Source organism: Streptomyces sp. AJS327 (genome assembly GCF_013450295.1).
GTDB lineage: Bacteria > Actinomycetota > Actinomycetes > Streptomycetales > Streptomycetaceae > Streptomyces.
Map to the genome: position 1 here is coordinate 1983026 of NZ_SKBR01000001.1, position 25214 is coordinate 2008239.

Genomic DNA, 25214 nt, shown 5'->3' on the forward strand with positions numbered 1-25214 from the left:
TCCGTCCCGGCGCGCGCCCGACCCTGGCGCCGCCGCACGCTGCCCCGCGCGCCCGGCTCCTCCCCGTTCGGCCACCTCCAGCCCGATCTGCCGGCATCCGGTCCGATCCCTCCGGAACCAGCTCGTCCGATCCGGACCGGACGGCCACGCGGGGAGCGGCGCCGCGCGCCCGCCGTCAGCGACCGCCCTTCCGCCCACCCACGGAGCCAGCACAGATGAAGCGCCACCTCACCTCGGCCGGCGAGCTGTCCCGAGACGACGCCGTCCTGATCCTCGACACAGCGGAGGAGATGGCCCGGCTCGCCGACCGGCCGGTCAAGAAACTGCCGACGCTGCGCGGACGCACCATCGTCAACCTCTTCTTCGAGGACTCGACCCGTACCCGGATCTCCTTCGAGGCCGCGAGCAAGCGCCTGTCGGCCGACGTCATCAACTTCTCCGCCAAGGGCTCGTCCGTCTCCAAGGGCGAGTCGCTCAAGGACACCGCGCTGACCCTGGAGGCGATGGGCGCCGACGCGGTCGTGATCCGGCACGGCGAGTCCGGCGCCCCGCACCGCCTGGCCACCTCCGGCTGGATCGGCGGCAGCGTGGTGAACGCCGGGGACGGCACCCACGAGCATCCGACGCAGGCGCTGCTGGACGCGTTCACCATGCGCCGCCGCCTGGTGGGCTCCGGCGCCGAGGGGCGGGACCTGTCGGGCCGCCGCGTCACCGTCGTCGGTGACATCCTGCACAGCCGGGTGGCGCGCTCCAACGTCCACCTGCTCAGCACACTCGGCGCCCAGGTCACCCTGGTGGCGCCGCCGACGCTCGTCCCGGTGGGGGTGGAGAGCTGGCCGTGCGAGGTGAGCTACGCGCTCGACCCCGTACTGGACACCTCCGACGCCGTGATGATGCTGCGGGTCCAGCGGGAGCGGATGCGCGACGCGTTCTTCCCCACCGAGCGCGAGTACGCCCGCCGCTACGGGCTGGACGGCGAGCGGATGGCCCGGATGCCCGAGCACGCCGTGGTGATGCACCCCGGCCCGATGAACCGGGGCATGGAGATCACCGCGGAGGTCGCCGACTCGCCCCGCTGCACCGCCGTGGAACAGGTGACGAACGGTGTCAGCATCCGGATGGCCGTGCTCTACCTGCTGCTGGGCGGCGCCTCCCCGGCGGTCGCCACCGGCGGCGCCCCGGCCCCGGCCACCCCGGCCAACCCCGCCACTCCCGCCACTCCCGCCACCGAGGAGAACGACTGATGAATGCCCAGACCCTGATTCGCGGCGCGAAGGTGCTCGGCGGTGAGCCCCGGGACGTACGGATCGACGGGGAGACCATCGCGGAGGTCGGCAGCGGGCTCGACGCGGGCGGAGCCACCGTGCTGGAGGCGGACGGGGCGATCCTGCTGCCCGGGCTGGTGGATCTCCACACCCACCTGCGGGAGCCCGGCCGGGAGGACTCCGAGACGGTGCTGACCGGCACCCGCGCGGCGGCCAGGGGCGGCTTCACCGCCGTCCACGCCATGGCCAACACCTTCCCGGTGGCGGACACCGCGGGCGTGGTCGAGCAGGTATGGCGGCTCGGGCGGGAGGCGGGCCACTGTGACGTGCGTCCGATCGGCGCCGTCACCGTGGGCCTGGAGGGGCGCCAGCTCGCCGAACTCGGCGCGATGCACGAGTCCGCGGCCGGGGTGCGGGTCTTCTCGGACGACGGCAAGTGCGTCGACGACGCGGTGATCATGCGGCGGGCCCTGGAGTACGTCAAGGCCTTCGACGGCGTCATCGCCCAGCACGCGCAGGAGCCCCGGCTCACCGAGGGCGCCCAGATGAACGAGGGCCTGGTCTCCGCCGAGCTGGGGCTCGGCGGCTGGCCCGCGGTGGCCGAGGAGTCGATCATCGCGCGGGACGTGCTGCTCGCCGCGCACGTCGGCTCCCGGCTGCACGTCTGCCACCTCTCCACGGCGGGCTCGGTGGAGATCGTCCGCTGGGCGAAGTCCAAGGGCTGGAGCGTCACCGCCGAGGTGACCCCGCACCATCTGCTGCTCACCGACGAACTGGTGCGCAGCTACGACCCGGTCTTCAAGGTGAACCCGCCGCTGCGGACCGAGGCCGACGTGCTGGCGCTCCGCGAGGCGCTGGCCGACGGCACCATCGACTGCGTCGCCACCGACCACGCCCCGCACCCGCACGAGGACAAGGACTGCGAGTGGGGCGCGGCGGCCATGGGGATGCTCGGCCTGGAGACCGCGCTGAGTGTCGTACAGCACACCATGGTCGAGACCGGGCTGCTGGACTGGAGCCAGGTTGCCGCCCGGATGTCGCACCGCCCCGCGGAGATCGGCGGTCTGGCGGGCCCCGGTGGGCACGGCCGCCCGGTGGAACCGGGGGAGCCCGCCAATCTGGTACTGGTGGATTCCGCTTACCGTGGGCAGGTGGACCCCGCCGGTTTCGCCTCGCGCAGCAGGAACACCCCGTACCAGGGCTATGAGCTGCCGGGACGCGTGACGCACACCTTCCTGCGGGGCCGCCCGACGGTTGTGGACGGGAAGCTGGCGTGAACATGCGAAACCAACTGGCCACCGCGGCGCGCTTCGCCGCCGAGCGGGAGTCCCAGCAGGTCACCGACTGGGCCGCGCGCATCGGCTGGGTCGTGGGGCTGCTGCTCTTCATCGCCCTGCTGTACTGGCTGATGCGCCAGGGGTGGAAGTGGAGGGGCACCCTCCAGAGCGATCTGCCCGAGCTGCCGACCGCCCCGGACCCGGTGGGCGAGCCGCTGCTGTCGGCCACCGGCCGCTACCACGGCTCCACGACCGCCGGGCAGTGGCTCGACCGGATCGTCGCCCGTGGACTGGGCACCCGCAGCCGCGCCGAACTCACGCTCTCCGAGCGGGGGCTGGACGTGGTGCGTCCCGGCGCGGAGGACTTCTTCATCCCCCGTGCGCAGCTGCGCGGCGCCCGCCTGGACACCGGTATCGCGGGCAAGGTGCTCACGGAGGGCGGACTGCTGGTCGTCACCTGGGAGCACGGCGAGCGGCGCATCGACTCCGGCTTCCGCGCCGACCAGGCCGGGGAGCACCCCGCCTGGGCCGACCGGATCAACCAGCTGACCGGCGACGCGGCCCACGCCGGGGCGCGGAGCGGCGGCCCGGCCGCCCCCTCGCCCGAGGAGCGGCAGGGTCAGCAACACCAGCGCGACCAGCGCGACCAGCACGACGAGCACAAGGACGGCGCATCATGACACCCCCCGAGGCAGCCTCAGTGGTCACCCCGGAGTCCGGCCCCGCCGGGGACCGACGGGCACCGGCCCTGCTCGTGCTGGAGGACGGCCGCACCTTCCGGGGCCGCGCCTACGGCGCCCGGGGGGAGACCGTCGGCGAGGCGGTCTTCAACACCGGCATGACCGGCTACCAGGAGACCCTCACCGACCCCTCGTACCACCGTCAGGTGGTGGTCATGACGGCCCCGCACATCGGGAACACCGGCGTGAACGACGAGGATCCGGAGTCCGGCCGTATCTGGGTCGCCGGGTACGTCGTCCGGGATCCCGCGCGCTCCCCGTCCAGCTGGCGGTCGCGGCGCGGGCTCGACGCGGAGCTGAGCGCGCAGGGCGTGGTCGGGATCAGCGGGGTGGACACCCGCGCGCTCACCCGGCACCTGCGCGAGCACGGCGCGATGCGCGCCGGCATCTTCTCCGGGCCCGCGCTGCCCGGTCCCGGGGACGAGGCGGCGCTGCTGGAGCGGGTGCGGGCCGCGCCCCCGATGCACGGCGCCGGACTGTACGGCGAGGTGACGACCGAGCGCCCCTACGTGGTGCCCGCGCGGGGCGAGAAGCGCTTCACGGTGGCCGCGGTGGACCTCGGGATCAAGGACATGACCCCCCACCGGATGGCCGAGCGCGGCATCGAGGTGCACGTGCTGCCCGCCACCGCCACGCTGGAGGACCTCCACGCCCTCCAGCCGGACGGCGTCTTCCTGTCCAACGGCCCGGGCGACCCCGCCGCCGCCGACCACCCGGTCGCGCTGGCGCGCGGGGTGCTGGACCGCGGCCTTCCGCTGTTCGGTATCTGCTTCGGCAACCAGATCCTCGGCCGGGCGCTGGGCTTCGGCACCTTCAAGCTCCGGTACGGGCACCACGGGATCAACCAGCCCGTCCAGGACCGGGCCACCGGAAAGGTCGAGGTGACGGCGCACAACCACGGCTTCGCCGTCGACGCCCCCACCGACACGGTGAGCGACACCCCCTACGGGCGGGTCGAGGTCTCGCACGTCTGCCTCAACGACGGTGTGGTCGAGGGGCTTCGCCTGCTCGACCGGCCCGGATTCAGCGTTCAGTACCACCCCGAAGCGGCGGCGGGCCCCCACGACGCGGCCTATCTCTTCGACCGCTTCACCCAGCTCATGGAGGACCAGCGTGCCTAAGCGCACCGACATCCAGTCCGTCCTGGTCATCGGGTCCGGCCCGATCGTCATCGGGCAGGCCGCGGAGTTCGACTACTCCGGCACCCAGGCGTGCCGGGTCCTGCGCGCCGAGGGCCTGCGGGTGGTGCTGGTCAACTCCAATCCGGCCACCATCATGACCGACCCGGAGATCGCGGACGCCACCTACGTGGAGCCGATCACCCCGGAGATCGTCGAGCGGATCATCGCGAGGGAGCGGCCCGACGCGCTGCTGCCCACCCTCGGCGGCCAGACCGCGCTGAACACCGCGATCTCGCTGCACGAGGCGGGCACCCTGGAGCAGTACGGCGTCGAACTCATCGGCGCGAACGTCGAGGCCATCAACAAGGGCGAGGACCGGGACCAGTTCAAGGACGTCGTGCGGGCCGTCAACGCCCGTATCGGGCACGGTGAGTCGGCCCGCTCGGTGATCTGCCACTCCATGGAGGAGGTGCTGGCCGGGGCCGAGCGGCTGGGCGGCTACCCCGTCGTGGTCCGGCCCTCCTTCACCATGGGTGGGGCGGGCTCCGGCTTCGCGCACGACGAGGAGGAGCTGCGCCGGATCGCCGGGCAGGGGCTCGCCCTCTCGCCCACCACCGAGGTGCTGCTGGAGGAGTCCATCCTCGGCTGGAAGGAGTACGAGCTGGAGCTGATGCGCGACAAGACGGACAACGTCGTGGTCGTCTGCTCCATCGAGAACTTCGACCCGATGGGGGTGCACACCGGGGACTCCATCACCGTGGCCCCGGCGATGACGCTCACCGACCGCGAGTACCAGATCCTGCGGGACATCGGGATCGCCGTCATCCGGGAGGTCGGTGTCGACACCGGCGGCTGCAACATCCAGTTCGCCGTCAACCCGGCGGACGGCCGGATCGTCGTCATCGAGATGAACCCCCGGGTCTCCCGCTCCTCGGCGCTCGCCTCGAAGGCCACCGGTTTCCCGATCGCGAAGATCGCGGCCAAGCTCGCCGTCGGATACACCCTCGACGAGATCCCCAACGACATCACGAAGGAGACCCCGGCCTCCTTCGAGCCCACCCTCGACTACGTGGTGGTCAAGGTCCCCCGGTTCGCCTTCGAGAAGTTCCCGGCGGCGGACAGCACGCTGACGACCACCATGAAGTCGGTTGGCGAGGCGATGGCGATCGGGCGGAACTTCACCGAGGCGCTGAACAAGGCGCTCCGCTCGCTGGAGAAGCGGGGCAGCTCCTTCGACTTCGTCTCCCCGGCCGGCGGCCCGGAGAAGCTGGCGGCCCTGCTGGAGGAGGCGCGGCGCCCCACCGACGGCCGGATCAACACCGTGATGGCCGCGATCCGGGCGGGCGCCACCCCGGAGCAGGTGACCGAGGCCACCGGCATCGACCCGTGGTTCGTCGACCAGCTCTTCCTGATCAGGGAGGTGGCCGAGGAGGTGGCGCTGGCGCCCGAACTCGGCCCCGGCGTCCTGGCGGAGGCCAAGCGCCACGGGTTCTCCGACGCGCAGATCGCGGGGCTGCGCTCGCTCCGCGAGGACGTGGTGCGGGAGGTGCGGCACGCCCTCGGCGTGCGCCCGGTCTACAAGACGGTCGACACCTGCGCGGCCGAGTTCGCCGCGCACACCCCCTACTTCTACTCCTCGTACGACGAGGAGACGGAGGTCGCGCCCCGGACGAAGCCCGCCGTCATCATCCTCGGCTCGGGCCCGAACCGTATCGGCCAGGGCATCGAGTTCGACTACTCCTGCGTCCACGCCTCCCTCGCCCTGCACGAGGCGGGCTACGAGACGGTGATGGTCAACTGCAACCCGGAGACCGTCTCCACCGACTACGACACCTCCGACCGGCTCTACTTCGAGCCGCTGACCCTGGAGGACGTGCTGGAGGTGGTGCACGCCGAGCGGTGCGCGGGACCGGTCGCCGGGGTCGTGGTGCAGCTCGGCGGCCAGACCCCGCTCGGCCTCGCCCAGGACCTCAAGGACAACGGGGTGCCGATCGTCGGCACCTCCCCGGAGGCCATCGAACTCGCCGAGGAGCGGGGGTCGTTCGGCCGGGTGCTCGCCGAGGCGGGGCTGCCCGCGCCCAAGTACGGCACCGCGTTCTCCTTCGCCGAGGCCCAGGAGATCGCCGCCGGGATCGGCTACCCCGTGATGGTCCGCCCCTCCTACGTGCTCGGCGGGCGCGGCATGGAGATCGTCTACGACGAGCCCTCGCTCGCCGCCTACCTCACCCGGCACGCCGGACTGATCGACCGGCACCCCGTGCTCATCGACCGCTTCCTCGACGACGCCATCGAGATCGACGTGGACGCGCTCTACGACGGCACCGAGCTGTACCTCGGCGGCGTGATGGAGCACATCGAGGAGGCCGGGATCCACTCCGGCGACTCCGCCTGCGCGCTGCCCCCGATCACCCTCGGCGGGCACGACATCAAGCGGCTACGGGCCTCGACGGAGGCCATCGCGCGGGGTGTTGGCGTGCGCGGGCTGCTCAACATCCAGTTCGCGATGGCGGGGGACATCCTCTACGTGCTGGAGGCCAACCCGCGCGCCTCCCGCACCGTGCCCTTCACCTCCAAGGCCACCGCCGTGCCGCTGGCCAAGGCGGCCGCCCGGATCTCGCTCGGCGCCACCGTCGCCGAACTGCGCGCCGAGGGCATGCTCCCGGCCGAGGGCGACGGCGGTGACCTGCCGCTGGACGCGCCGATCTCGGTCAAGGAGGCGGTGCTGCCCTGGACCCGGTTCCGGGACGTGCAGGGCCGGGGGGTGGACACCGTGCTCGGCCCGGAGATGCGCTCCACCGGCGAGGTCATGGGCATCGACTCGGTCTTCGGTACCGCCTACGCCAAGTCGCAGGCGGCGGCGTACGGCGCGCTGCCCCGCAAGGGCCGGGCCTTCATCTCCGTCGCCAACCGCGACAAGCGCTCGGTGATCTTCCCGGCCCGGGAACTGGTGGCGATGGGCTTCGAGTTGCTGGCCACCTCCGGTACCGCCGAGGTGCTGACCCGCAACGGGATAAGGGCCACCGTCGTCCGCAAGCAGGGCCAGGGCGCGGGCCCGTCCGGCGAACCGACGATCGTCCAGCTCATCCACGACGGGCAGGTCGACCTGATCGTCAACACCCCCTACGGCACCGGCGGCCGGCTGGACGGCTACGACATCCGTACCGCCGCCGTCGCGCGCGCGGTGCCCTGCCTCACCACCGTCCAGGCGCTGGCCGCGGCGGTGCAGGGCATCGAGGCGCTGACCCGCGGGGAGGTCGGGGTGCGCTCCCTCCAGGAGCACGCCCGGCACCTCACCGCCGCACGCCAGGAGTGACCTCCGGGGCGCGGGGAGCCGATCCCCGCGCCCCGCGCGCGTCGGCGCCCGGGCTGGGGCGGCCGCTCCCCGGTCTCCCCGCCCGGACACCGTCCCCCACCCCACCCCACCCCGTCCCGGCGCCCGCCCGGCGTGGCTCCGGCGTCGGCGTCGCCCGCCGCCGCGCCGCGCGTCCGTGCCCTCCCGGCGGCTCCGCGCCCTCCCGGGCCCCCGAACTCCCGTACCGGCCCCGTCCGTTCGCACTCCTCGCCCAGCCCAGCCGCCCCTGTCCCGTCCCCCGCCCCGCACCGCGGGCAGAGAGTCACGCATGTACCAGTTCTGCTTCCGCACCGTCCTCACCCGCCTCGACCCCGAGCGGGCCCACCGGCTCGCCTCCGGACTGATCCGGCTCACCGCCCGGATCCCCGTACTGCGCGTCCTGCTCGCCGCCGCGTTCGCCCCGCGCCACCGCGAGCTGCGGGTGGAGGCGCTCGGCCGCCGGATGCACGGTCCACTGGGCCTCGCCGCGGGCTTCGACAAGAACGCCACCGCCGTCGACGGCATGGCCATGCTCGGCTTCGACCACGTCGAGGTCGGCACCGTCACCGGACAGCCGCAGCCGGGCAACCCGCCCCGCCGGCTCTTCCGGCTCGTCCCCGACCGGGCGCTGGTCAACCGGATGGGGTTCAACAACGAGGGCTCCGCCGCCGTCGCCGCCCGGCTCGGCGCCCGCCGCGCCGTCTTCCGCACGACGGTCGGCGTGAACATCGGCAAGACCAAGGTGGTACCCGAGGACGACGCCGAGGCGGTGACCGCCGACTACGTCAGCTCCGCCGAACGGCTCGCCCCGCACGCCGACTACCTGGTCGTCAACGTCTCCTCCCCGAACACCCCCGGGCTCCGCGACCTCCAGTCGGTCGGCCGGCTGCGGCCCCTGCTCACCGCCGTCCGCGAGGCCGCGCGCCGCGCCGACCCGGCGCGGCGGGTCCCGCTCCTGGTCAAGATCGCCCCGGACCTGGCGGACGAGGACGTGGACGCCGTCGCCGACCTCGCCCTCGACCTGGGGCTGGACGGCGTTATCGCGACCAACACCACCATCGCCCGCGACGGTCTCGGCCTCACCTCCGACCCCACGCTGACCGCCGAGTCCGGCGGGCTCTCCGGAGCGCCCCTCGCCGAGCGGTCGTTGGAGGTGCTGCGCCGGCTCCACGCCCGTACCGGGGGCCGGATCACGCTCATCGGGGTGGGCGGCATCACCACCGCCGAGGACGCGTGGCGGCGGATCCTGGCCGGCGCCACCCTCGTGCAGGGCTACAGCGCCCTGATCTACGAGGGCCCGTTCTGGAGCCGCGCCCTGCACAAGGGGCTCGCCGCCCGGCTCGCGGCCAGCCCGTACGCCACCCTGGCCGAGGCCGTGGGCGCCGAGGCGGCCGCGGGGCACGGCGGCCCGTCAGAAGGAGAAGCGCGATGACCGAGAGTTCCGGACCCGCCACCGCCCCCGTCCCCTTCGGGGTCCGGCTGCACCGGGCGCTGGAGGAGCGCGGCCCGCTCTGCGTGGGGATCGACCCCCACCCGGCGCTGCTGGCCGAGTGGGGCCTGAACGACGACGCCGGAGGGCTGGAGCGCTTCGCCCGCACCACGGTCGAGGCCCTGGCCGACCGGGTCGCGGTGCTCAAGCCGCAGGCGGCCTTCTTCGAACGCTTCGGATCCCGCGGGGTCGCGGTGCTGGAGCGGGTGACCAGCGAGGCCCGCGCCGCCGGGGCGCTGGTGCTGATGGACGCCAAGCGCGGCGATATCGGCCACACCATGGAGGCGTACGCCGACACCTTCCTGCACCCCGCCTCGTCCCTCTTCTCCGACGCCCTCACGGTCAGCCCCTACCTCGGGTACGGCTCGCTCGACCCGGCCGTGCGGCGGGCGCGGGAGCACGGTGGCGGACTGTTCGTCCTCGCGCTCACCTCCAACCCGGAGGGCCGCGAGGTGCAGCGGGCGCGCGCGGCGGGCGGCGGTGACGTGGCGAGCGCGGTGCTGGACAGGCTGCGGGCCGAGAACGCCGGAGAGCCTCCGCTCGGATCCTTCGGCGCGGTGGTGGGCGCCACCCTCGGTGACCTGTCGGAGTACGACCTGGCGATCGGCGGCCCGCTGCTGGCTCCCGGCATCGGCGCGCAGGGGGCCACCCCGGCCGACCTTCCCGGCGTCTTCGGCGCCGCGGCCCGCGCGGTCCTGCCGAGCGTCAGCCGTGGGGTGCTGCGGCAGGGGCCGGAGATGAGCGGACTCCGGGATTCCGCCGCCCGTCTCGTCGAGAGCGTGCGCGCCGCGGTCAACTGAAGCGGAAAAAAACGTCGGTTTTGTCCCCGGATGTCGGGGTCAACAGAGGCTGACCTGGACTTTTCCTCTGTTCTCGCTGACGGTGGCGCTCACGGCCGCTAGTCTCCGTCGAGAGCACCGCGAACAGGTGCGTTGCTCGTTGCTCCGCTGGTGCGGGGCTACTAGGTTCCTCTCCGATCCATATCCGACAGTTCGATATCCGAGGTGACGAAGGCGTGGCTCTTCCGCCCCTTACCCCTGAACAGCGCGCAGCCGCGCTTGAGAAGGCCGCCGCGGCTCGCCGGGAGCGCGCCGAGGTCAAGAACCGGCTGAAGCACTCCGGCGCGTCCCTGCACGAGGTCATCAAGCAAGGCCAGGAGAACGACGTCATCGGCAAGATGAAGGTCTCCGCTCTGCTGGAGTCCCTGCCCGGCGTCGGCAAGGTCCGCGCCAAGCAGATCATGGAGCGTCTTGGCATCTCCGAAAGCCGTCGCGTGCGCGGGCTCGGCTCCAACCAGATCGCCGCGCTGGAGCGCGAGTTCGGCGGCGCCTCCGCCTGACACCGGTCGCCGCGGCTCCGGGTCGCGGCCCGGCCGGCGCGCGGGGTGACACCCCCGCGTCGGACGGCCGGGCGCACGGCACCCCGGCGCGCGGGGATAATCGGTCCATGGATTCACCAGTTCCCCGCGGGGCGGCTCCCGCGACCTCGCCCGGCACCACGCGGCTGACCGTGCTCTCCGGCCCCTCCGGGGTCGGCAAGAGCACGGTCGTCGCTCATATGCGGACGGTTCACCCCGAGGTCTGGCTCTCGGTCTCGGCCACCACCCGCGCCCCCCGCCCCGGGGAGCGGCACGGTGTGCAGTACTTCTTCGTCAGCGACGAGGAGTTCGACAAACTGATCGCCAACGGCGACCTCCTGGAGTGGGCCGAGTTCGCGGGCAACCGTTACGGGACGCCGCGGCGGGCGGTGCGGGAGCACCTGGAGCGGGGCGAGCCGGTGCTCCTGGAGATCGACCTCCAGGGCGCGCGGCTGGTGCGGGAGTCCATGCCCGAGGCGCACCTCGTCTTCCTCGCCCCGCCCAGCTGGGCGGAGCTGGTGCGCAGGCTGACCGGCCGGGGCACCGAGCCCCCGGAGGTCGTCGAACGCCGTCTTGAGGTGGCCCGCCAGGAGCTGGCCGCGGGCGCCGAGTTCGATACCACCCTTGTCAATACCTCCGTCGAGGAGGTCAGCGCCGAACTGCTAGCCTTGATGCGAATCGACGGATCCGAGTGATCCACCCCACCCTCCGGAAGGCAGCGCGTGTCCTCTTCCATCACCACGCCCGAGGGCATCATCAACCCGCCGATTGATGAGCTGCTCGAGGCCACCGACTCGAAGTACAGCCTGGTGATCTACGCCGCCAAGCGCGCGCGACAGATCAACGCGTACTACTCGCAGCTCGGCGAGGGCCTGCTTGAGTATGTCGGCCCGCTCGTCGACACCCATGTGCACGAGAAGCCGCTCTCGATCGCGCTCCGTGAGATCAACGCCGGTCTGCTGACCTCCGAGGCCATCGAGGCCCCGCCGGTCATGCAGTAAGGACCGGTCCGGCCCGCCCCCGCGGGCCACCCGGGCGTTCGGAGACCAGGGGCCCGGCAGCGCGGCTGCCGGGCCCCTGGTGTGTCATGGATACCCGCACGGAGCGTGCGCGGGCACCGCCGGAGGCGGCGGGGAGAGGCGAGCGAACGATGACGCAGCGGCGGGACGGGGCCGGGATCGTTCTGGGGGTGAGCGGTGGCATCGCCGCCTACAAGGCGTGTGAGCTGGTGCGCCGCTTCTCCGAGAACGGTGATGACGTGCGGGTCGTGCCGACCGAGTCGGCGCTGCGGTTCGTCGGGGAGGCGACCTGGTCGGCTCTGTCCGGCAACCCCGTCACCACCGGTGTGTGGGAGTCGGTGCACGAGGTGCCGCACGTGCGGATCGGGCAGGGCGCCGACCTCGTGGTAGTGGCGCCCGCCACGGCCGACGTCCTCGCGAAGGCCGCCCACGGCCTCGCTGACGACCTGCTGACCAACACCCTGCTCACCGCCCGCTGCCCGGTGGTCTTCGCGCCCGCGATGCACACCGAGATGTGGGAGCACCCCGCCACCCAGGAGAACGTCGCCACCCTGCGCCGTCGCGGCGCCCTGGTCATCGAGCCCGCCAGCGGCCGTCTGACCGGGGCCGACACCGGCAAGGGGCGGCTGCCCGAGCCGTCCGCGATCTTCGCGTTCTGCCGCCGGGTGCTGCGCGGCGCCGAGCGGGCGGGCACCGCCGACCTCGCGGGACGGCACGTGGTGGTGAGCGCGGGCGGGACCCGCGAGCCGCTGGACCCGGTGCGCTACCTGGGCAACCGCTCCTCGGGCAAGCAGGGCTACGCGCTGGCGCGCACCGCGGCGGCGCGGGGCGCGCGGGTCACCCTGGTCGCGGCGAACAGCGCGCTGCCGGACCCGGCCGGGGTGACCGTCGTCCCGGTGGGGACGGCGCTGGAGCTTCGGGACGCGGTGCGGGCGGCGGCGGAGGACGCGGACGCGGTGGTGATGGCGGCCGCCGTCGCCGACTTCCGTCCGGCGGCGTACGCCGCGGGGAAGATCAAGAAGCGGGACGGGCAGGGGCCGGAGCCGGTCGCGCTCGTCCGCAACCCGGACGTGCTCGCCGAACTCGCCGCCGAACGGCTCCGTTCCGGGCAGGTGGTGGTGGGATTCGCCGCCGAGACCGACGACGTGCTGGCCAACGGCCGGGCCAAGCTCGCGGCCAAGGGGTGCGACCTGCTGGTCGTCAACGAGGTGGGGGAGCGGCGCACGTTCGGGGCCGAGGAGAGCGAGGCGGTCGTGCTCGGCGCCGACGGCCAGGAGACGCCCGTCCCGTTCGGCCCGAAGGAGGATCTCGCGGACGCGATCTGGGACCAGGTGGTGGCGCGCGTCACAGCGGACTGAGTCCGTGTCCACATCCCGGCACCGGACGCGGGGACGCGCGCGGGGAGCTCCGGCGCGGCTCCCGGCGGGCTCCGGGGCGCGCCGCCGTGGTCGCCCAACTCCCGTTCCCCGTGGGCGAGTACGAGCTGTCATCGGAGGTCAGAGAGGTGCGCTCCGGTTGGTCGGCGAACCGCCCCGACGCGGGCCGATCGTCTCGGAGTTCGAGAGGCCGTGATTGGAACCGGTGTTTCCTGGATAGGATGGCCACGGACCGTACTCGGGCGCAGCCCCCGGCCGGTCCGTCCTATTTGAGACAGCAGCCGCTGCAACCCCAGGGAGCGATGTGTCGCGCCGCTTGTTCACCTCGGAATCCGTGACCGAGGGTCACCCTGACAAGATCGCTGACCAGATCAGCGACACCATTCTCGACGCCCTGCTCAAGGAGGACCCGCACTCCCGGGTCGCCGTCGAGACTCTCATCACCACCGGCCTGGTGCACGTCGCCGGCGAGGTCACCACCAAGGCGTACGCGCCGATCCCGTCGCTCGTGCGCAACAAGATCCTGGAGATCGGGTACGACTCCTCGAAGAAGGGCTTCGACGGCGCCTCCTGTGGCGTCTCGCAGTCCATCGGGGCGCAGTCGCCCGACATCGCGCAGGGCGTCGACACCGCGTACGAGAAGCGCGTCGAGGGCGACGAGGACGAGCTCGACAAGCAGGGCGCGGGCGACCAGGGCCTGATGTTCGGCTACGCCTGCGACGAGACCTCCGACTACCTGCCGCTGCCGATCACGCTGGCGCACCGGCTCTCGGAGCGGCTCTCCGCCGTCCGGAAGAACGGGACCATCCCCTACCTCCGCCCGGACGGCAAGACCCAGGTCACCATCGAGTACGACGGCGACAAGCCGGTCCGGCTCGACACCGTGGTCGTCTCCTCCCAGCACGCGGCGGACATCGACCTCGACTCGCTGCTCGCGCCGGACATCCGCGAGTACGTCGTGGAGCCGGAGCTGAAGCGCCTGGTCGACGAGGGCATCAAGCTGGACACCGAGGGCTACCGGCTCCTCGTCAACCCCACCGGCCGGTTCGAGATCGGCGGCCCCATGGGCGACGCCGGACTCACCGGCCGCAAGATCATCATCGACACCTACGGCGGTATGGCCCGCCACGGTGGTGGCGCCTTCTCCGGCAAGGACCCGTCCAAGGTCGACCGCTCGGCCGCCTACGCGATGCGCTGGGTCGCCAAGAACGTCGTCGCCGCCGGTCTCGCCTCGCGCTGCGAGGTCCAGGTCGCCTACGCCATCGGCAAGGCCGAGCCGGTCGGTCTCTTCGTGGAGACCTTCGGCACCCACGCCATCGAGGTGGAGAAGATCGAGCAGGCCATCTCCGAGGTCTTCGACCTCCGGCCGGCCGCGATCATCCGCGACCTCGACCTGCTCCGCCCGATCTACGCGCAGACCGCCGCGTACGGGCACTTCGGCCGGGACCTCCCGGACTTCACCTGGGAGCACACCGACCGCGTGGAGGCACTGAAGAAGGCCGCCGGTCTCTGAGAACGCACCGCGGCGCGCACCGAGCGCCGCTCCGGAAGCCCGGTACCCACCCGGTGCCGGGCTTCCGGCGTGCCGGGCCCGTACCGCGGTGGTTCAGCGCGCGCCCGGCTGGCCCGAGCGGCCCGGCCACGTCAGCGTCAGCGAACCGCCGAGGGGCAGCGCGTGCCAGCGGTCGGCGTGCTCGTCGAGCCGGGAGACGATCCGCTCGACGAGCGGCGTGACCTCCTTCTCCGCCACGTACGCGGGCAGCGACGGCGCGTGCCCGCGCCGCACCGCCCACACCGGCAGCGCGATCCCCGCCAGCTCCTCCGACCGCTCCATGTCCGCCCGCGCCTGGGCGGACGACGGCGTCCCCTTCGACCTGCGGCGCCGGGACGCCCTGGCGCGCTCCGCCGAATCGGCCGGCCAGAACAGGCCGTTGTCCCCGGCCGCGAGTCGCCCGTACACCCCGAGCCTGATGTCCGCGACCGCCTCGACGAGGAAGTGCACCAGGTCGTGCGGAAGGTACGGGTGCCCGCCCGGCCCGTTGCGCGGGGCGAGCGCGGCACCCACCTCGCGGTGCACGGCGATCTCGTAACTCGTACCCGGACCCTTGGTGAAGACGACACGCATCCCCGCACGCTAGACGCCCAACCCACCCCCAGCACCCGGTTTTCCGCCCCCCCGGAGGCCCGCCGGAGCGGGGGTGGGGGTTCGTGGTGGACCCGGGCGGGTGGGGGCGGGGGAGGGGTGACGGCGGGGTGGTGTCGGGGGCGTCTGCTAAGACTGGGCTGTGCGCGGTGAGAACGGGCGGGAGAGCGAGGGGGAGCCGGAGCAGCTGGCGCTCATCCGGGAGGCGGTGCGGCAGCGGAAGGCACCGCGGGCCAAGCCGCGCACCTGGCGGGGGGCGGCGCTCGCGCCGCGGCTGCCGGTCGCGCGGGTGCTGGTGGACAAGGGGCCGGTGCACCTGGACCGGTACTTCGACTACGCGGTCCCGGCCGCGCTGGACGAGGAGGCGCAGCCGGGTGTGCGGGTCCGGGTCCGGTTCGGCGCGGGGGAGCGCGGGGGCCGCCGCGAGGGCGGCAAGCTGATCAACGGTTTCGTGGTGGAGCGGTGCGCGGAGAGCGACTTCTCCGGGGCGCTCGCCCCGCTCGCGCAGGTGCTGTCTCCCGAGCCGGTGCTCTCGCCCGCGCTGCTCGCGCTCTGCCGGGCGGTCGCCGACCGGTACGCGGGTTCCCTCGCGGACGTCGTGCAGCTCGCGGTGCCGCCCCGGATGGCGCGGGCGGAGCAGCGGCCCTCTCCGCCGCCGCCCGCGCCGCCCGCGCCCCCGGCGCCCGGGAGCTGGAGCCGATACCCGGAGGGGCCCGGCTTTCTGCGGGCGCTCGCGGAGGGCGGCAGTCCGCGTGGGGTGTGGACGGCGCTGCCGGGCCCCGGGCCGGGGTGGCCCGGGGAGCTGGCGCGGGCCATGGCGGCGGTGCTCGCCTCCGGGCGGGGCGCGCTGGCGGTCCTGCCGGACGGCCGGTCCGCCGCCCGAGTCGACGCCGCACTGACCGAGTTGACCGGTACGGGGCAGCACGTACTGCTCACCGCGGACGCCGGGCCGGAGCGGCGCTATGGCCGGTGGCTGGCGGTCAGCCGGGGTGCGGCGCGGGCCGTGGTCGGTACCCGGGCGGCGATGTTCGCGCCGGTCCGCGACCTGGGGCTCGCCGCGATCTGGGACGACGGCGACGCCAGCCACAGCGATGACCACGCGCCCCGGCCGCACGCCCGGGAGGTCCTGCTCCAGCGGGTGGTGACCGAGGGCGCGGGGCTGCTGCTCGGCGGGTACGGCCGCACCGTCGAGGCGGCGCAGCTGGTGGAGTCCGGCTGGGCGGGGCAGCTGCTCGCCGCCCGCGAGACGGTCCGGGTGGTGGCGCCCGCCGTACACACGACGGGCGAGGGCGACGAGGCGCGGGACGCGGCGGCCCGGAGCGCCCGGCTGCCCAGCCTGGCGTGGCGCACGGCCCGGGAGGCGCTGCGGGCCGGCCCGGTGCTGGTGCAGGTGCCCCGGCGCGGTTACGTCCCCCGGCTGGGGTGTGAGCGCTGCCGGGCCCCGGCGCGCTGTGGCCGGTGCTCCGGGCCGCTGGAGTCGCCCGGCGCCAGCGAGGCGCCGCGGTGCGGGTGGTGCGGGGAGGCCGCGCCGCACTGGCACTGTCCGGAGTGTGGCGGAGCGCGGCTGCGGGGCCGGGTCTTCGGGGCGCGGCGGACGGCGGAGGAGCTGGGGCGGGCCTTCCCCGCCGTGCCGGTGCGCACCTCGGGACGCGACCACGTACTCGACACGGTGCCCGGGAGCCCCGCCCTGGTGGTGGCGACGCCGGGGGCGGAGCCGGTGCCGGAGGGCGCGGGGTACGCGGCGGCGTTGCTGCTGGACGGCTGGGCGCTGCTGAACCGCCCGGACCTGCGGGCGGGGGAGGAGGCGCTGCGCCGCTGGCTGGGCGCCGCCGCGCTGGTGCGTTCCCGGGAGGACGGGGGAAGCGTGGTCGTCGTGGCGGATCCGGCGCTGCGGCCGGTGCAGGCGCTGCTGCGCTGGGACCCTGGCGGGCACGCGGCGCGGGAGCTGGCCGACCGCGCGGAGCTGGGGTTTCCGCCGGTCTCCCGGATGGCCGCGGTGAGCGGCCCGGCCGGTTCGGGGGCGGTGGAGGAGTTGCTGGGGGAGGCGGAACTCCCCCCGGAGGCGGAGGTGCTGGGGCCGGTGCCGGTGTCCGGCGGCCGCCCGGGAGGGCCGCGCCGCCCCGGCGGCCCACCCGGGGGCGAGGAGTGGGAGCGCGCCCTGGTGCGGGTTCCGCCGGGGCGCGGCGCGGAGTTGGCGGCGGCGTTGAAGAGGGCGCAGGCGGTGCGGCTGGCCCGGCGTGCGCCGACGCCGGTCCAGGTGCGAGTGGATCCCCCGCACATCGGCTGAACGGCCCCGCCACGCCGGGCGGTTGAGGACGTGGCGTTGAGGACGTGGCGGCGCTGGTGGCCCGGTGCCCCGGCTGTCCGGTGACCGGCTGGCGCCGGGCGCCGCCGGGGCGAGTGGCGGGCCGGGGCGCGGGTCAGCCGTTGCGCTGGCCGGGGACCGAACCCTGGCCGCCGCGCGGCGGTTCGGCGGAGGGGGGCGTGGGGGGCTCGGGCGGCTGGGTGGTGCCCGGCGCCGAGCGGGCCGCGGGGACGGCGGCTCCCGCCGCGCCCCGGGAGGCGGGCAGCGGCCGGGCGGACGCCGTGGCGGGGGTGGGCAGCCCGGCGCGGGAGCCGCCCTCGGGGGCGCGGGCGGCGACGCCCTCCGTCTGGGCCGCGCCGCGCCGGGCGCCGTAACGGCGGTGCACCGCCTGCTTGGTGACGCCGAGGGCCGAGCCGACGGCGTCCCAGGAGAAGCCGAGCGAGCGGTCGAACTCGACGGCGGCGGTCACCAGCGTCTCGACGCTGTCCCGCAGTTCCTGGGCGAGCCGTACGGTGGGGGCCGGCGCCCGCCCGTAGACGACGAAACCCGCCGAGGGCCCGGCCCGCCGGGGACGGTACACGTTGCCCAGTTGCGCGGTGAGCGTGCGCAGCGCGTCCACCTGCCGGCGGACCCGCTCGATGTCCCGCACCAGGAGGTGCAGGCTGGCCCGGGCCTGGGCGTCGTGCGTTGCGTGGTCGGCCATGAACAAGCCTCTCGAACCGGCGTGCAAGGGATGGGGCGCGTCAGACGCCCCCGTATCGGTCAATCTGACTTGACCAACGCGCCGACCGTCGCTGTGGTCACGCGGTGGGGGCGTGTGAACAAGGCCCGCACAGCGCGCGGTTCGACGTACGCCCCCTCACCGCGAGGGCGGGTGCGGACCGTAGACTGGCCGCCGCTCACGGCCCGTTCGTGACCGCGTCCCGCCGGGCTCCCCGGCCGGGCACGACGCCTCCCAGCGCCCGCGGCTCCCGGCCGCCGAACCGCCGCGGCGGGCCCCGCCGCCGGGCTCCGGCGGACCCGGACGGGAGCGGGCCACCACCGACCAGCCACCCCACGTACCGCGAGAGGGAGACGCCGACCGATGAGGCTCGTCTTCGCCGGAACCCCCGAGGCCGCCGTGCCCGCCCTCGACGCTCTGCTCGCCTCCGGGCGTCACGAGGTCGCCGCCGTCGTCACCCGGCCCGACGCCCGTGCCGGGCGGGGGCGCCGACTCGTCCCGAGCCCCGTCGCCCAGCGCGCCGAGGAGGCCGGGATCGAGATCCTCCGGCCGGACCGGCCACGGGACACCGACTTCCTCACCCGGCTGCGGGAGATCGGCCCGGACTGCTGCCCGGTGGTCGCCTACGGCGCCCTGCTGCCCCGCGTCGCGCTCGACGTACCGCCGCACGGCTGGGTCAACCTGCACTTCTCGCTGCTGCCCGCCTGGCGCGGCGCCGCCCCGGTGCAGCACGCGCTGCTGGCGGGGGACGAGATGACCGGCGCCTCCACCTTCCGTATCGAGGAGGGCATGGACACCGGCCCGGTCTACGGGGTGATCACCGAGCCGGTGCGCCGCACCGACACCAGCGGCGACCTCCTCACCCGCCTCGCGCTCGCGGGGGCCGGGCTGCTCGCCGCCACCATGGACGGCATCGAGGACGGCAGCCTGACCCCGGTACCGCAGCCCGCGGAGGGCGTCTCCCTCGCCCCGAAGATCACCGTGGAGGACGCCCGGATCGACTGGACGGCCCCCGCGCTCCGGGTGGACCGCGTGGTCCGCGGCTGCTGGCCCGCGCCCGGAGCCTGGACGGTGTTCCGGGGCGAGCGGCTCAAGGTGCGCTCGCTGCTCCCGGAGCCGGACGCCGCCGAGGCGCTGGCGCCCGGCACGCTGCTGCCGGGCAAGAACGCCGTACGGGTCGGCACCGGTTCCCACCCGGTCACGCTGGACTGGGTACAGCCGCAGGGCAAGAAGCCGATGCGGGCCGCCGACTGGGCCCGCGGCGTGCGCATCACCGAGGGGGAGCGGCTGGGGGAGTAGCCAGTGGCGACCCCGCGCCGTGCACCCGGGCGGGCGACGTAGGGTGGAGGCCCCCCACCAGCGATATCCGGAGCACCTTCACCTGTGAGCAACCGGCAACGCCGGGCCCCCAAGCCCTATCGGCGCCCCAAGAAGGACCCGGCGCGCATCCTCGCCTACGAGGCGCTGCGCGCCGTCGACGAACGCGACGCCTACGCCAACCTCGTCCTCCCCCCGCTCCTGCGGAAGGCGCGCGAGGACGGCCGGTTCACCGCCCGGGACGCCGCGCTCAGCACCGAACTCGTCTACGGCACGCTGCGCCGCCAGGGGACCTACGACGCGATCATCGCCGAGTGCGTGGACCGGCCGCTGCGCGAGGTCGACCCGCCGGTGCTGGACGTGCTGTCGCTCGGCGCCCACCAGCTGCTCGGCACCCGGATCCCGGCGCACGCCGGGGTCAGCGCCACCGTCGAACTCGCGCGCGCCGTTCTCGGCGACGGACGCGCCAAGTTCGTCAACGCCGTGCTGCGCCGCGTCACCGCGCACGATCTGCCCGACTGGCTGGACCGCGTCGCCCCGCCGTACGAGGACGACCCCGAGGAGCACCTGGCGATCCGGCACGCCCACCCGCGCTGGGTGGTCTCCGCGCTGTGGGACGCGCTCGGCGGCGAACGCGAGGACATCGAGGCGCTGCTGGCCGCCGACAACGAACGGCCCGAGGTGACGCTCGTCGCCCGCCCCGGCCGGGCCACCCCCGCCGACCTCCTCGCGGACGCCGAGGCCGCCGCCTCCGCCGCCGGGGAGACGGAGCGGGGGCCGGACGCCCCGGAGGCCGAGCGCGCGGAGGCGCTGCCCGGACGCTGGTCACCGTGGGCCGTGCGGCTCACCGAGGGCGGCGACCCCGGCTCCCTGGACACGGTCCGCGAGGGCCGCGCGGGCGTCCAGGACGAGGGCAGCCAGCTGATGGCGCTCGCTCTGGCCGAGACCCCGCTCGACGGCCGCGACTCCCGCTGGCTCGACCTCTGCGCCGGTCCCGGCGGTAAGGCGGCGCTGCTGGCCGGGCTGGCCGCCGGACGCGGCGCCACGCTCCTCGCCTCCGAACGGCAGCCGCACCGTGCCCGGTTGGTGGCGCGCGCGCTGGCGGGCGACCCCGGCACCAGCGCGGTCATCGCCGCCGACGGCAGCCGCCCCGCCTGGCGGCCGGGCACCTTCGACCGGGTGCTGGCCGACGTCCCGTGCAGCGGGCTGGGCGCGCTGCGCCGCCGCCCCGAGTCCCGGTGGCGGCGCGGGCCGGAGGACCTGGCCGGGCTGGCCGCGCCGCAGCGGGCGCTGCTGACCGAGGCGCTGCGCTCGGTCCGGGTGGGCGGCCTCGTCGCCTACGTCACCTGCTCCCCGCACCTCGCCGAGACCCGGACGGTGGTCGAGGACGTCCTGGCGCGTGGCGGAGCCGAGTGGGTCGACGCGCGCCCCGCGCTGTCCGGCGTGCCCGACCTGGGCCCCGGGCCGGACGTGCAGCTCTGGCCCCATCTGCACGGCACCGACGCGATGTACCTCGCCCTGCTGCGCCGTACCGCCTGACCCGCCGCCCCGTCCACCCCAGCCAGCCCGTTCGTCCAGCCGCCCCCGACGACCGCGAGCCCTCGTCCCCGGGAGGCGAGCGGCACCGGAGCCACCGGCACCCAGAACCACCGGCGCCCCGCACCGCCAGCGCCGGCGCACCACGGAACCCGCGACACCCACGGAAGACGGAAGCCATGTCCCAGATCAGCCCCAGCATCCTCTCCGCCGACTTCGCCCGCCTCGCCGACGAGGCGCGGGCCGTCGACGGCGCCGACTGGCTGCACGTCGACGTGATGGACAACCACTTCGTCCCCAACCTCACCCTGGGCCTCCCGGTCGTGGAGTCGCTGCGCCGGGCGACGGACATCCCGCTCGACTGCCATCTGATGATCGAGGCCCCGGACCGGTGGGCCCCGCAGTACGCCGAGGCCGGAGCTGGATCGGTCACCTTCCACGCCGAGGCCGCCGCGGCGCCGGTCCGGCTGGCCCGCGAGATCCGCGCGCTGGGGGCGCGCGCCTCGATGGCGCTCAAGCCCGCGACCGCCGTCGAGCAGTACGAGGACCTGCTGCCCGAGCTGGACATGCTGCTGGTGATGACGGTTGAACCGGGCTTCGGCGGGCAGGCGTTCCTCGACCTGACCCTGCCCAAGATCCGCCGCACCCGGCAGCTCATCGAGAAGCACGGGCTGACGATGTGGCTCCAGGTGGACGGCGGGGTCTCCGAGGCGACGATCGAGCGCTGTGCCGAGGCGGGGGCCGACGTCTTCGTCGCCGGGTCCGCCGTCTACGGCGCCGAGGACCCGGCCGCCGCGGTCGCCGCGCTGCGGCGCCAGGCGGACGGCGCCGCGCACCGGGGGTGCGCGGGCTGAGCCCGGAACCGCCGCCGTGTGACCGCGCGTCCACCACCCCGGAGGCGGACCGGTGCACCGTGCACGGAGGGGATCAGGGCCGCCGGGGATCTGCGAGGATGAACGCCCAGCGGCGCCGCGGGAACCGCGAGCCGCGTGTACAGCAAGTGAGGTGAGTGCGGTGTCGTCGGGTCGGGCAACGCGGATGGGACCCGCCGAGCTCATGCAGGCGGCGGCGATGGCCCGCCGGTTCTACCTCGAAGGCAAGTCCAAGATCCAGATCGCCGACGAGTTCGGACTGAGCCGCTTCAAGGTCGCCCGGGTGCTGGAGACCGCCCTGGAGCGGGACCTGGTGCGTATCGAGATCCGGGTCCCCGCCGAGCTGGACGCCGAACGCTCCGACGCGCTGCGGGCCCGCTTCGGCCTCCGGCACGCGGTCGTCGTCGAGTCCCCCACGCAGACGGCCGACGACGGCGCCGACCCGGAGAACCTCGGTGAGGTCGCCGCCGACCTGCTCGGCGAACTCGTCACCGACGGGGACGTGCTCGGGCTCGCCTGGGGCCGCGCCACCACCCACATGGCCACCGCCCTGCGGCAGCTCCCGCCGTGCACCGTCGTCCAGCTCACCGGGGTGTACGACGCGGGCACCGCGGACCGGGGCTCGGTCGAGGCGGTGCGCCGGGCGGCCGAGGTCGCCGGGGGCGAGGCCCACCCGATCTACGCGCCGATGCTGCTGCCCGACTCGGCCACCGCCGCCACGCTGCGCGCGCAGACCGGCATCGCGCGGGCCTTCGAGTACTTCGACAAGGTGACCGTGGCCGCCGTCTCCATCGGCTCCTGGGAGCCGGGCATCTCCACCGTCTACGACATGCTGAGTGACGAGGAGCGCGAGCACTACTCCTCGCTCGGCGTCGCCGCCGAGATGTCCGCGCACCTCTTCGACTCCGGCGGCCGGCGCATCGGCCGCGACCTGGGGGAGCGCTGCATCACCGTCGAGGCGGGACGGCTGCGCCGGGTCCCCGAGGTGGTGGCGATCGCCGGTGGCCACCGCAAGGCCGCGGCCATCGCGGCGGTGCTCCGCTCCGGCCTCGTCACCAGCCTGGTGACGGACACCGCGGCGGCCGACCGGCTGCTGACCGAGGCGGAGCCCGGTCCGAAGCCCGCCCTCGAACGCGCGGACCCGGACGGCGGCTGACGTCCACCGCCCGTCCCGCGAGCGGCCGCCGGGCCGCGACCGGCGGCGGCCACCGGCACCCGTACCCGGCGCTGGCTCCGGCACCGGCCGGACCTCGGACGGGCCCTCGGACGGGTCCTGGGACCGGCGCCGGGAGAGCGCGCCGTACCGGCGCCGTGCCCACCGCGCGAGGGGAGGTCCCGTGTTCACACTGCCCACCGGGGGGCGACGCGAGATCGCCCCGGGCGCCGTCCACCTGCCCGGCTGGCTCGACGCCGGGCGGCAGCGGGAACTCGTCGCGGCCTGCCGGGCGTGGGCGGACGGGCCGGTGCCCGCCCGCGCCGCGCGCTTGCCGAACGGGCACCGGATGTCGGTGCGGACGGTCTGCCTCGGCTGGCACTGGCGGCCCTACCGCTACTCGCGCACCGCGGACGACGCGGGCGGCGGCCGGGTCGCGCCCCTCCCGGAGTGGCTGGCCGCGCTGGGGCGGTCGGCGCTGGCCGAGGCGTGGGACGCCGCCTCCGGAGCGGCCTACGCCCCCGACGCCGCACTGGTCAACTTCTACGACGACGCCGCCCGGATGGGCATGCACCAGGACCGGGACGAGCGGTCGGCCGCCCCGGTCGTCTCCCTGAGCCTCGGCGACGCCTGCGTGTTCCGCTTCGGCAACGACCGGACGCGGAACCGCCCCTGGACGGACCTGGAGCTGGCCTCGGGGGACGTCGTCGTCTTCGGCGGCCCCTCCCGCTTCGCCTTCCACGGCGTCCCCCGGATCTGGCCGGGCACCGCGCCCGAGGGGCTGGGGCTGGACGCCGGGCGGATCAACATCACCCTGCGCCACACCGGGCTGAGCTGAACCGCCCCCCCGCCCCGGGGGAGGGGAACCGCCCTGCGGCGGGCGGTTCCGCCGCCTCAGTGGGTCTCCAGCCCGAGCCGCAGGACGTCCGGACTGCGCCGGAGGTCGGTGCTGAACAGCGAGAACAGCCGCACCCGCGCGAACGGCGAGGCCAGCCCCACGCACAGCCGGGGCGTGGGGCGCGCCAGTACCGCCAGCCCCTCCGGTTCGCAGGTGCCGACGCCCGCGGCCCGGGCCGGGCAGACCTGCTGGACGATGCGCCGGGAGCCGAGGTGCACGCAGGTCAGCAGGGTGGCGTCCGGCCCGGACGGCCCGTAGGCGCTGCTGGTGAGCTGGTAGGCGTAGTTGCCGTACAGGGCCATGCCCTGGAAGTAGTCGTGGCGCTGCGGGTTGGGCTGGGGGAAGTCCGTCAGCGCGTGGAAGTCGCGGGCGAGGAACCGGTCGAGGTCGTACAGCGCGAAGCGGTACTGGCCGTCGCGTCGGTAGCGGAGCAGCAGGCGCCGCCCGTAGGCGTCCAGCGCCAGCTGGTTCTTGGTGGTGCCGGGCAGCGCCCGGTAGGTGTGCAGTCCGGGGTCGGAGCGCTCCAGCACGGCTCCGTCCCGGAAGCGGAAGCGGGCGAGCGCGGTGCCGTAGCCGGAGGTGGGGTGGGCGTCCCACTCGGTCCAGAGGGTCAGGCCCTCTCCGGGGGTCTCCTGGGCGCCGATCGCCCCGCCGTGCCCGAAGCCCCTGAGGTACATGCGTCCGACCGGATCCCCCTGTATCGAGAGGGCGTTGAGGCAGAGGTCCCCCCGGACCAGCCGTTCGCGGTGTGAGTAGCCACGTTGTTCCCCCGGGAGCCGCACCCCGCTCTGCACCACCTGGAGGGCGTAGACGCGCCGGGCCCGCTCGTCGAAGGCGAAGGACTGGAGCACCGTGCGGTGCCGCAGCCGCTGGTCGGTGAGCAGGCCCCGGCGGGCGACGGACAGCGCGCTCCGCCCGCGTTCGGCGAGGGGACCGCCACCACCGGCCGGGGCGGCGGCGACGCGGGAGGGTAAGAGCCCGAGCCCGCCGAGGGCGGTGGCCGCGCCGAGTCGGAGGACGTTCCTGCGGCGCGGTGGCACCTGGCTGGAGTCCGCCATGGCGGTTGGTCCTTCCTGTGGCAGCTGCACACTCCCCGCGCCCAGAGCGTTCACCGGATCCGCACGGAAAGTACCGCTTGCGGCCCATTCTTCATACAGATGGCGGCTGGAGTCGGCCGCCCCGGGAACACCCGCAGTACCCTCCCTGACCTGCGCTTTCCAGGAGCAGGGTGGAGGACGGCGGGCGTCGGCCGCGCGGCCGCTCCGCCCCGGGGCGCGGCACGGTGGCGCGCGGC

General features: G+C 74.7%; 21 protein-coding genes. 18 read left to right on the forward strand and 3 right to left on the reverse strand.

From position 1 onward, the window contains the following. Positions 1-215: 215 nt before the first annotated feature. The 12 genes from E0L36_RS07900 (at position 216) to metK (ending at position 14488) form a co-directional block, all read left to right on the forward strand. On the forward strand, positions 216-1244 hold the full coding sequence (locus E0L36_RS07900; protein WP_180928094.1) for an aspartate carbamoyltransferase catalytic subunit: 1029 nt from the start codon (positions 216-218) through the stop codon (positions 1242-1244). Next, positions 1244-2542: a dihydroorotase gene (locus E0L36_RS07905; RefSeq protein ID WP_180928095.1), complete on the forward strand. Its 1299-nt coding sequence runs from the start codon at positions 1244-1246 to the stop codon at positions 2540-2542. Before E0L36_RS07900 ends, E0L36_RS07905 begins: the two co-directional genes overlap by 1 nt. A gap of 2 nt (positions 2543-2544) precedes the next feature. After that, positions 2545-3222, forward strand: a complete 678-nt coding sequence (locus E0L36_RS07910) for a hypothetical protein (RefSeq protein ID WP_258015935.1) — start codon at positions 2545-2547, stop codon at positions 3220-3222. Next, positions 3219-4403, forward strand: coding sequence for a glutamine-hydrolyzing carbamoyl-phosphate synthase small subunit (carA, locus tag E0L36_RS07915; RefSeq protein ID WP_180928096.1), 1185 nt, complete (start codon positions 3219-3221; stop codon positions 4401-4403). The genes E0L36_RS07910 and carA overlap by 4 nt, the downstream gene beginning before the upstream one ends. Next, entirely contained in the window at positions 4396-7716 is a 3321-nt protein-coding gene (carB, locus tag E0L36_RS07920; protein ID WP_180928097.1) for a carbamoyl-phosphate synthase large subunit, read from the forward strand. The genes carA and carB overlap by 8 nt, the downstream gene beginning before the upstream one ends. Before the next feature lie 307 nt (positions 7717-8023). Continuing rightward, positions 8024-9166 (forward strand): quinone-dependent dihydroorotate dehydrogenase, encoded by a 1143-nt coding sequence (locus tag E0L36_RS07925; protein ID WP_180928098.1) that lies wholly within the window; start codon positions 8024-8026, stop codon positions 9164-9166. Then, the gene (gene pyrF, locus E0L36_RS07930) at positions 9163-10023 is read left to right on the forward strand and encodes an orotidine-5'-phosphate decarboxylase (protein ID WP_180928099.1); all 861 of its coding nucleotides are present in this window, start codon (positions 9163-9165) and stop codon (positions 10021-10023) included. The genes E0L36_RS07925 and pyrF overlap by 4 nt, the downstream gene beginning before the upstream one ends. A 215-nt stretch (positions 10024-10238) precedes the next feature. Beyond that, positions 10239-10562 carry an integration host factor gene (locus E0L36_RS07935; RefSeq protein WP_027751094.1) on the forward strand — a complete coding sequence of 108 codons (324 nt, stop codon included), beginning with the start codon at positions 10239-10241 and terminating at the stop codon, positions 10560-10562. A gap of 107 nt (positions 10563-10669) precedes the next feature. Next, positions 10670-11275: a guanylate kinase gene (gene gmk / locus E0L36_RS07940; RefSeq protein ID WP_180928100.1), complete on the forward strand. Its 606-nt coding sequence runs from the start codon at positions 10670-10672 to the stop codon at positions 11273-11275. Between the two features lie 27 nt (positions 11276-11302). Continuing rightward, entirely contained in the window at positions 11303-11581 is a 279-nt protein-coding gene (rpoZ, locus tag E0L36_RS07945) for a DNA-directed RNA polymerase subunit omega (protein WP_180928101.1), read from the forward strand. 149 nt (positions 11582-11730) lie between these two features. Further along, the gene (gene coaBC, locus E0L36_RS07950; protein WP_180928102.1) at positions 11731-12957 is read left to right on the forward strand and encodes a bifunctional phosphopantothenoylcysteine decarboxylase/phosphopantothenate--cysteine ligase CoaBC; all 1227 of its coding nucleotides are present in this window, start codon (positions 11731-11733) and stop codon (positions 12955-12957) included. A gap of 322 nt (positions 12958-13279) precedes the next feature. Then, positions 13280-14488: a methionine adenosyltransferase gene (gene metK / locus E0L36_RS07955; RefSeq protein WP_180928103.1), complete on the forward strand. Its 1209-nt coding sequence runs from the start codon at positions 13280-13282 to the stop codon at positions 14486-14488. A 93-nt stretch (positions 14489-14581) separates the two neighbouring features. Here the strand turns inward: metK and E0L36_RS07960 are convergent, their stop codons facing one another. Next, positions 14582-15100 carry a hypothetical protein gene (locus tag E0L36_RS07960; protein WP_180928104.1) on the reverse strand — a complete coding sequence of 173 codons (519 nt, stop codon included), beginning with the start codon at positions 15098-15100 and terminating at the stop codon, positions 14582-14584. Between the two features lie 160 nt (positions 15101-15260). Here E0L36_RS07960 and E0L36_RS07965 point away from each other — a divergent pair, with 160 nt between their 5' ends. Continuing rightward, positions 15261-17405, forward strand: a complete 2145-nt coding sequence (locus tag E0L36_RS07965; RefSeq protein ID WP_180928105.1) for a primosomal protein N' — start codon at positions 15261-15263, stop codon at positions 17403-17405. Between the two features lie 133 nt (positions 17406-17538). On the opposite strand, the gene E0L36_RS07970 is transcribed toward E0L36_RS07965, so the two are convergent. Continuing rightward, entirely contained in the window at positions 17539-18126 is a 588-nt protein-coding gene (locus E0L36_RS07970; protein WP_258015936.1) for a hypothetical protein, read from the reverse strand. Between the two features lie 381 nt (positions 18127-18507). Here E0L36_RS07970 and fmt point away from each other — a divergent pair, with 381 nt between their 5' ends. From fmt to E0L36_RS07995, 5 genes are all read left to right on the forward strand, one after another. Next, positions 18508-19443, forward strand: coding sequence for a methionyl-tRNA formyltransferase (gene fmt / locus E0L36_RS07975; RefSeq protein ID WP_180928106.1), 936 nt, complete (start codon positions 18508-18510; stop codon positions 19441-19443). A gap of 84 nt (positions 19444-19527) precedes the next feature. After that, positions 19528-21000 carry an RsmB/NOP family class I SAM-dependent RNA methyltransferase gene (locus E0L36_RS07980; RefSeq protein ID WP_180928107.1) on the forward strand — a complete coding sequence of 491 codons (1473 nt, stop codon included), beginning with the start codon at positions 19528-19530 and terminating at the stop codon, positions 20998-21000. Between the two features lie 176 nt (positions 21001-21176). Further along, the gene (gene rpe, locus E0L36_RS07985) at positions 21177-21851 is read left to right on the forward strand and encodes a ribulose-phosphate 3-epimerase (protein WP_180928108.1); all 675 of its coding nucleotides are present in this window, start codon (positions 21177-21179) and stop codon (positions 21849-21851) included. 184 nt (positions 21852-22035) lie between these two features. Continuing rightward, positions 22036-23025 (forward strand): sugar-binding transcriptional regulator, encoded by a 990-nt coding sequence (locus tag E0L36_RS07990; protein WP_180928109.1) that lies wholly within the window; start codon positions 22036-22038, stop codon positions 23023-23025. 181 nt (positions 23026-23206) lie between these two features. Then, the gene (locus E0L36_RS07995) at positions 23207-23860 is read left to right on the forward strand and encodes an alpha-ketoglutarate-dependent dioxygenase AlkB (protein ID WP_308416666.1); all 654 of its coding nucleotides are present in this window, start codon (positions 23207-23209) and stop codon (positions 23858-23860) included. A gap of 56 nt (positions 23861-23916) precedes the next feature. On the opposite strand, the gene E0L36_RS08000 is transcribed toward E0L36_RS07995, so the two are convergent. Next, on the reverse strand, positions 23917-24978 hold the full coding sequence (locus tag E0L36_RS08000) for a teichoic acid biosynthesis protein C (protein ID WP_180928110.1): 1062 nt from the start codon (positions 24976-24978) through the stop codon (positions 23917-23919). Positions 24979-25214: the final 236 nt, after the last annotated feature.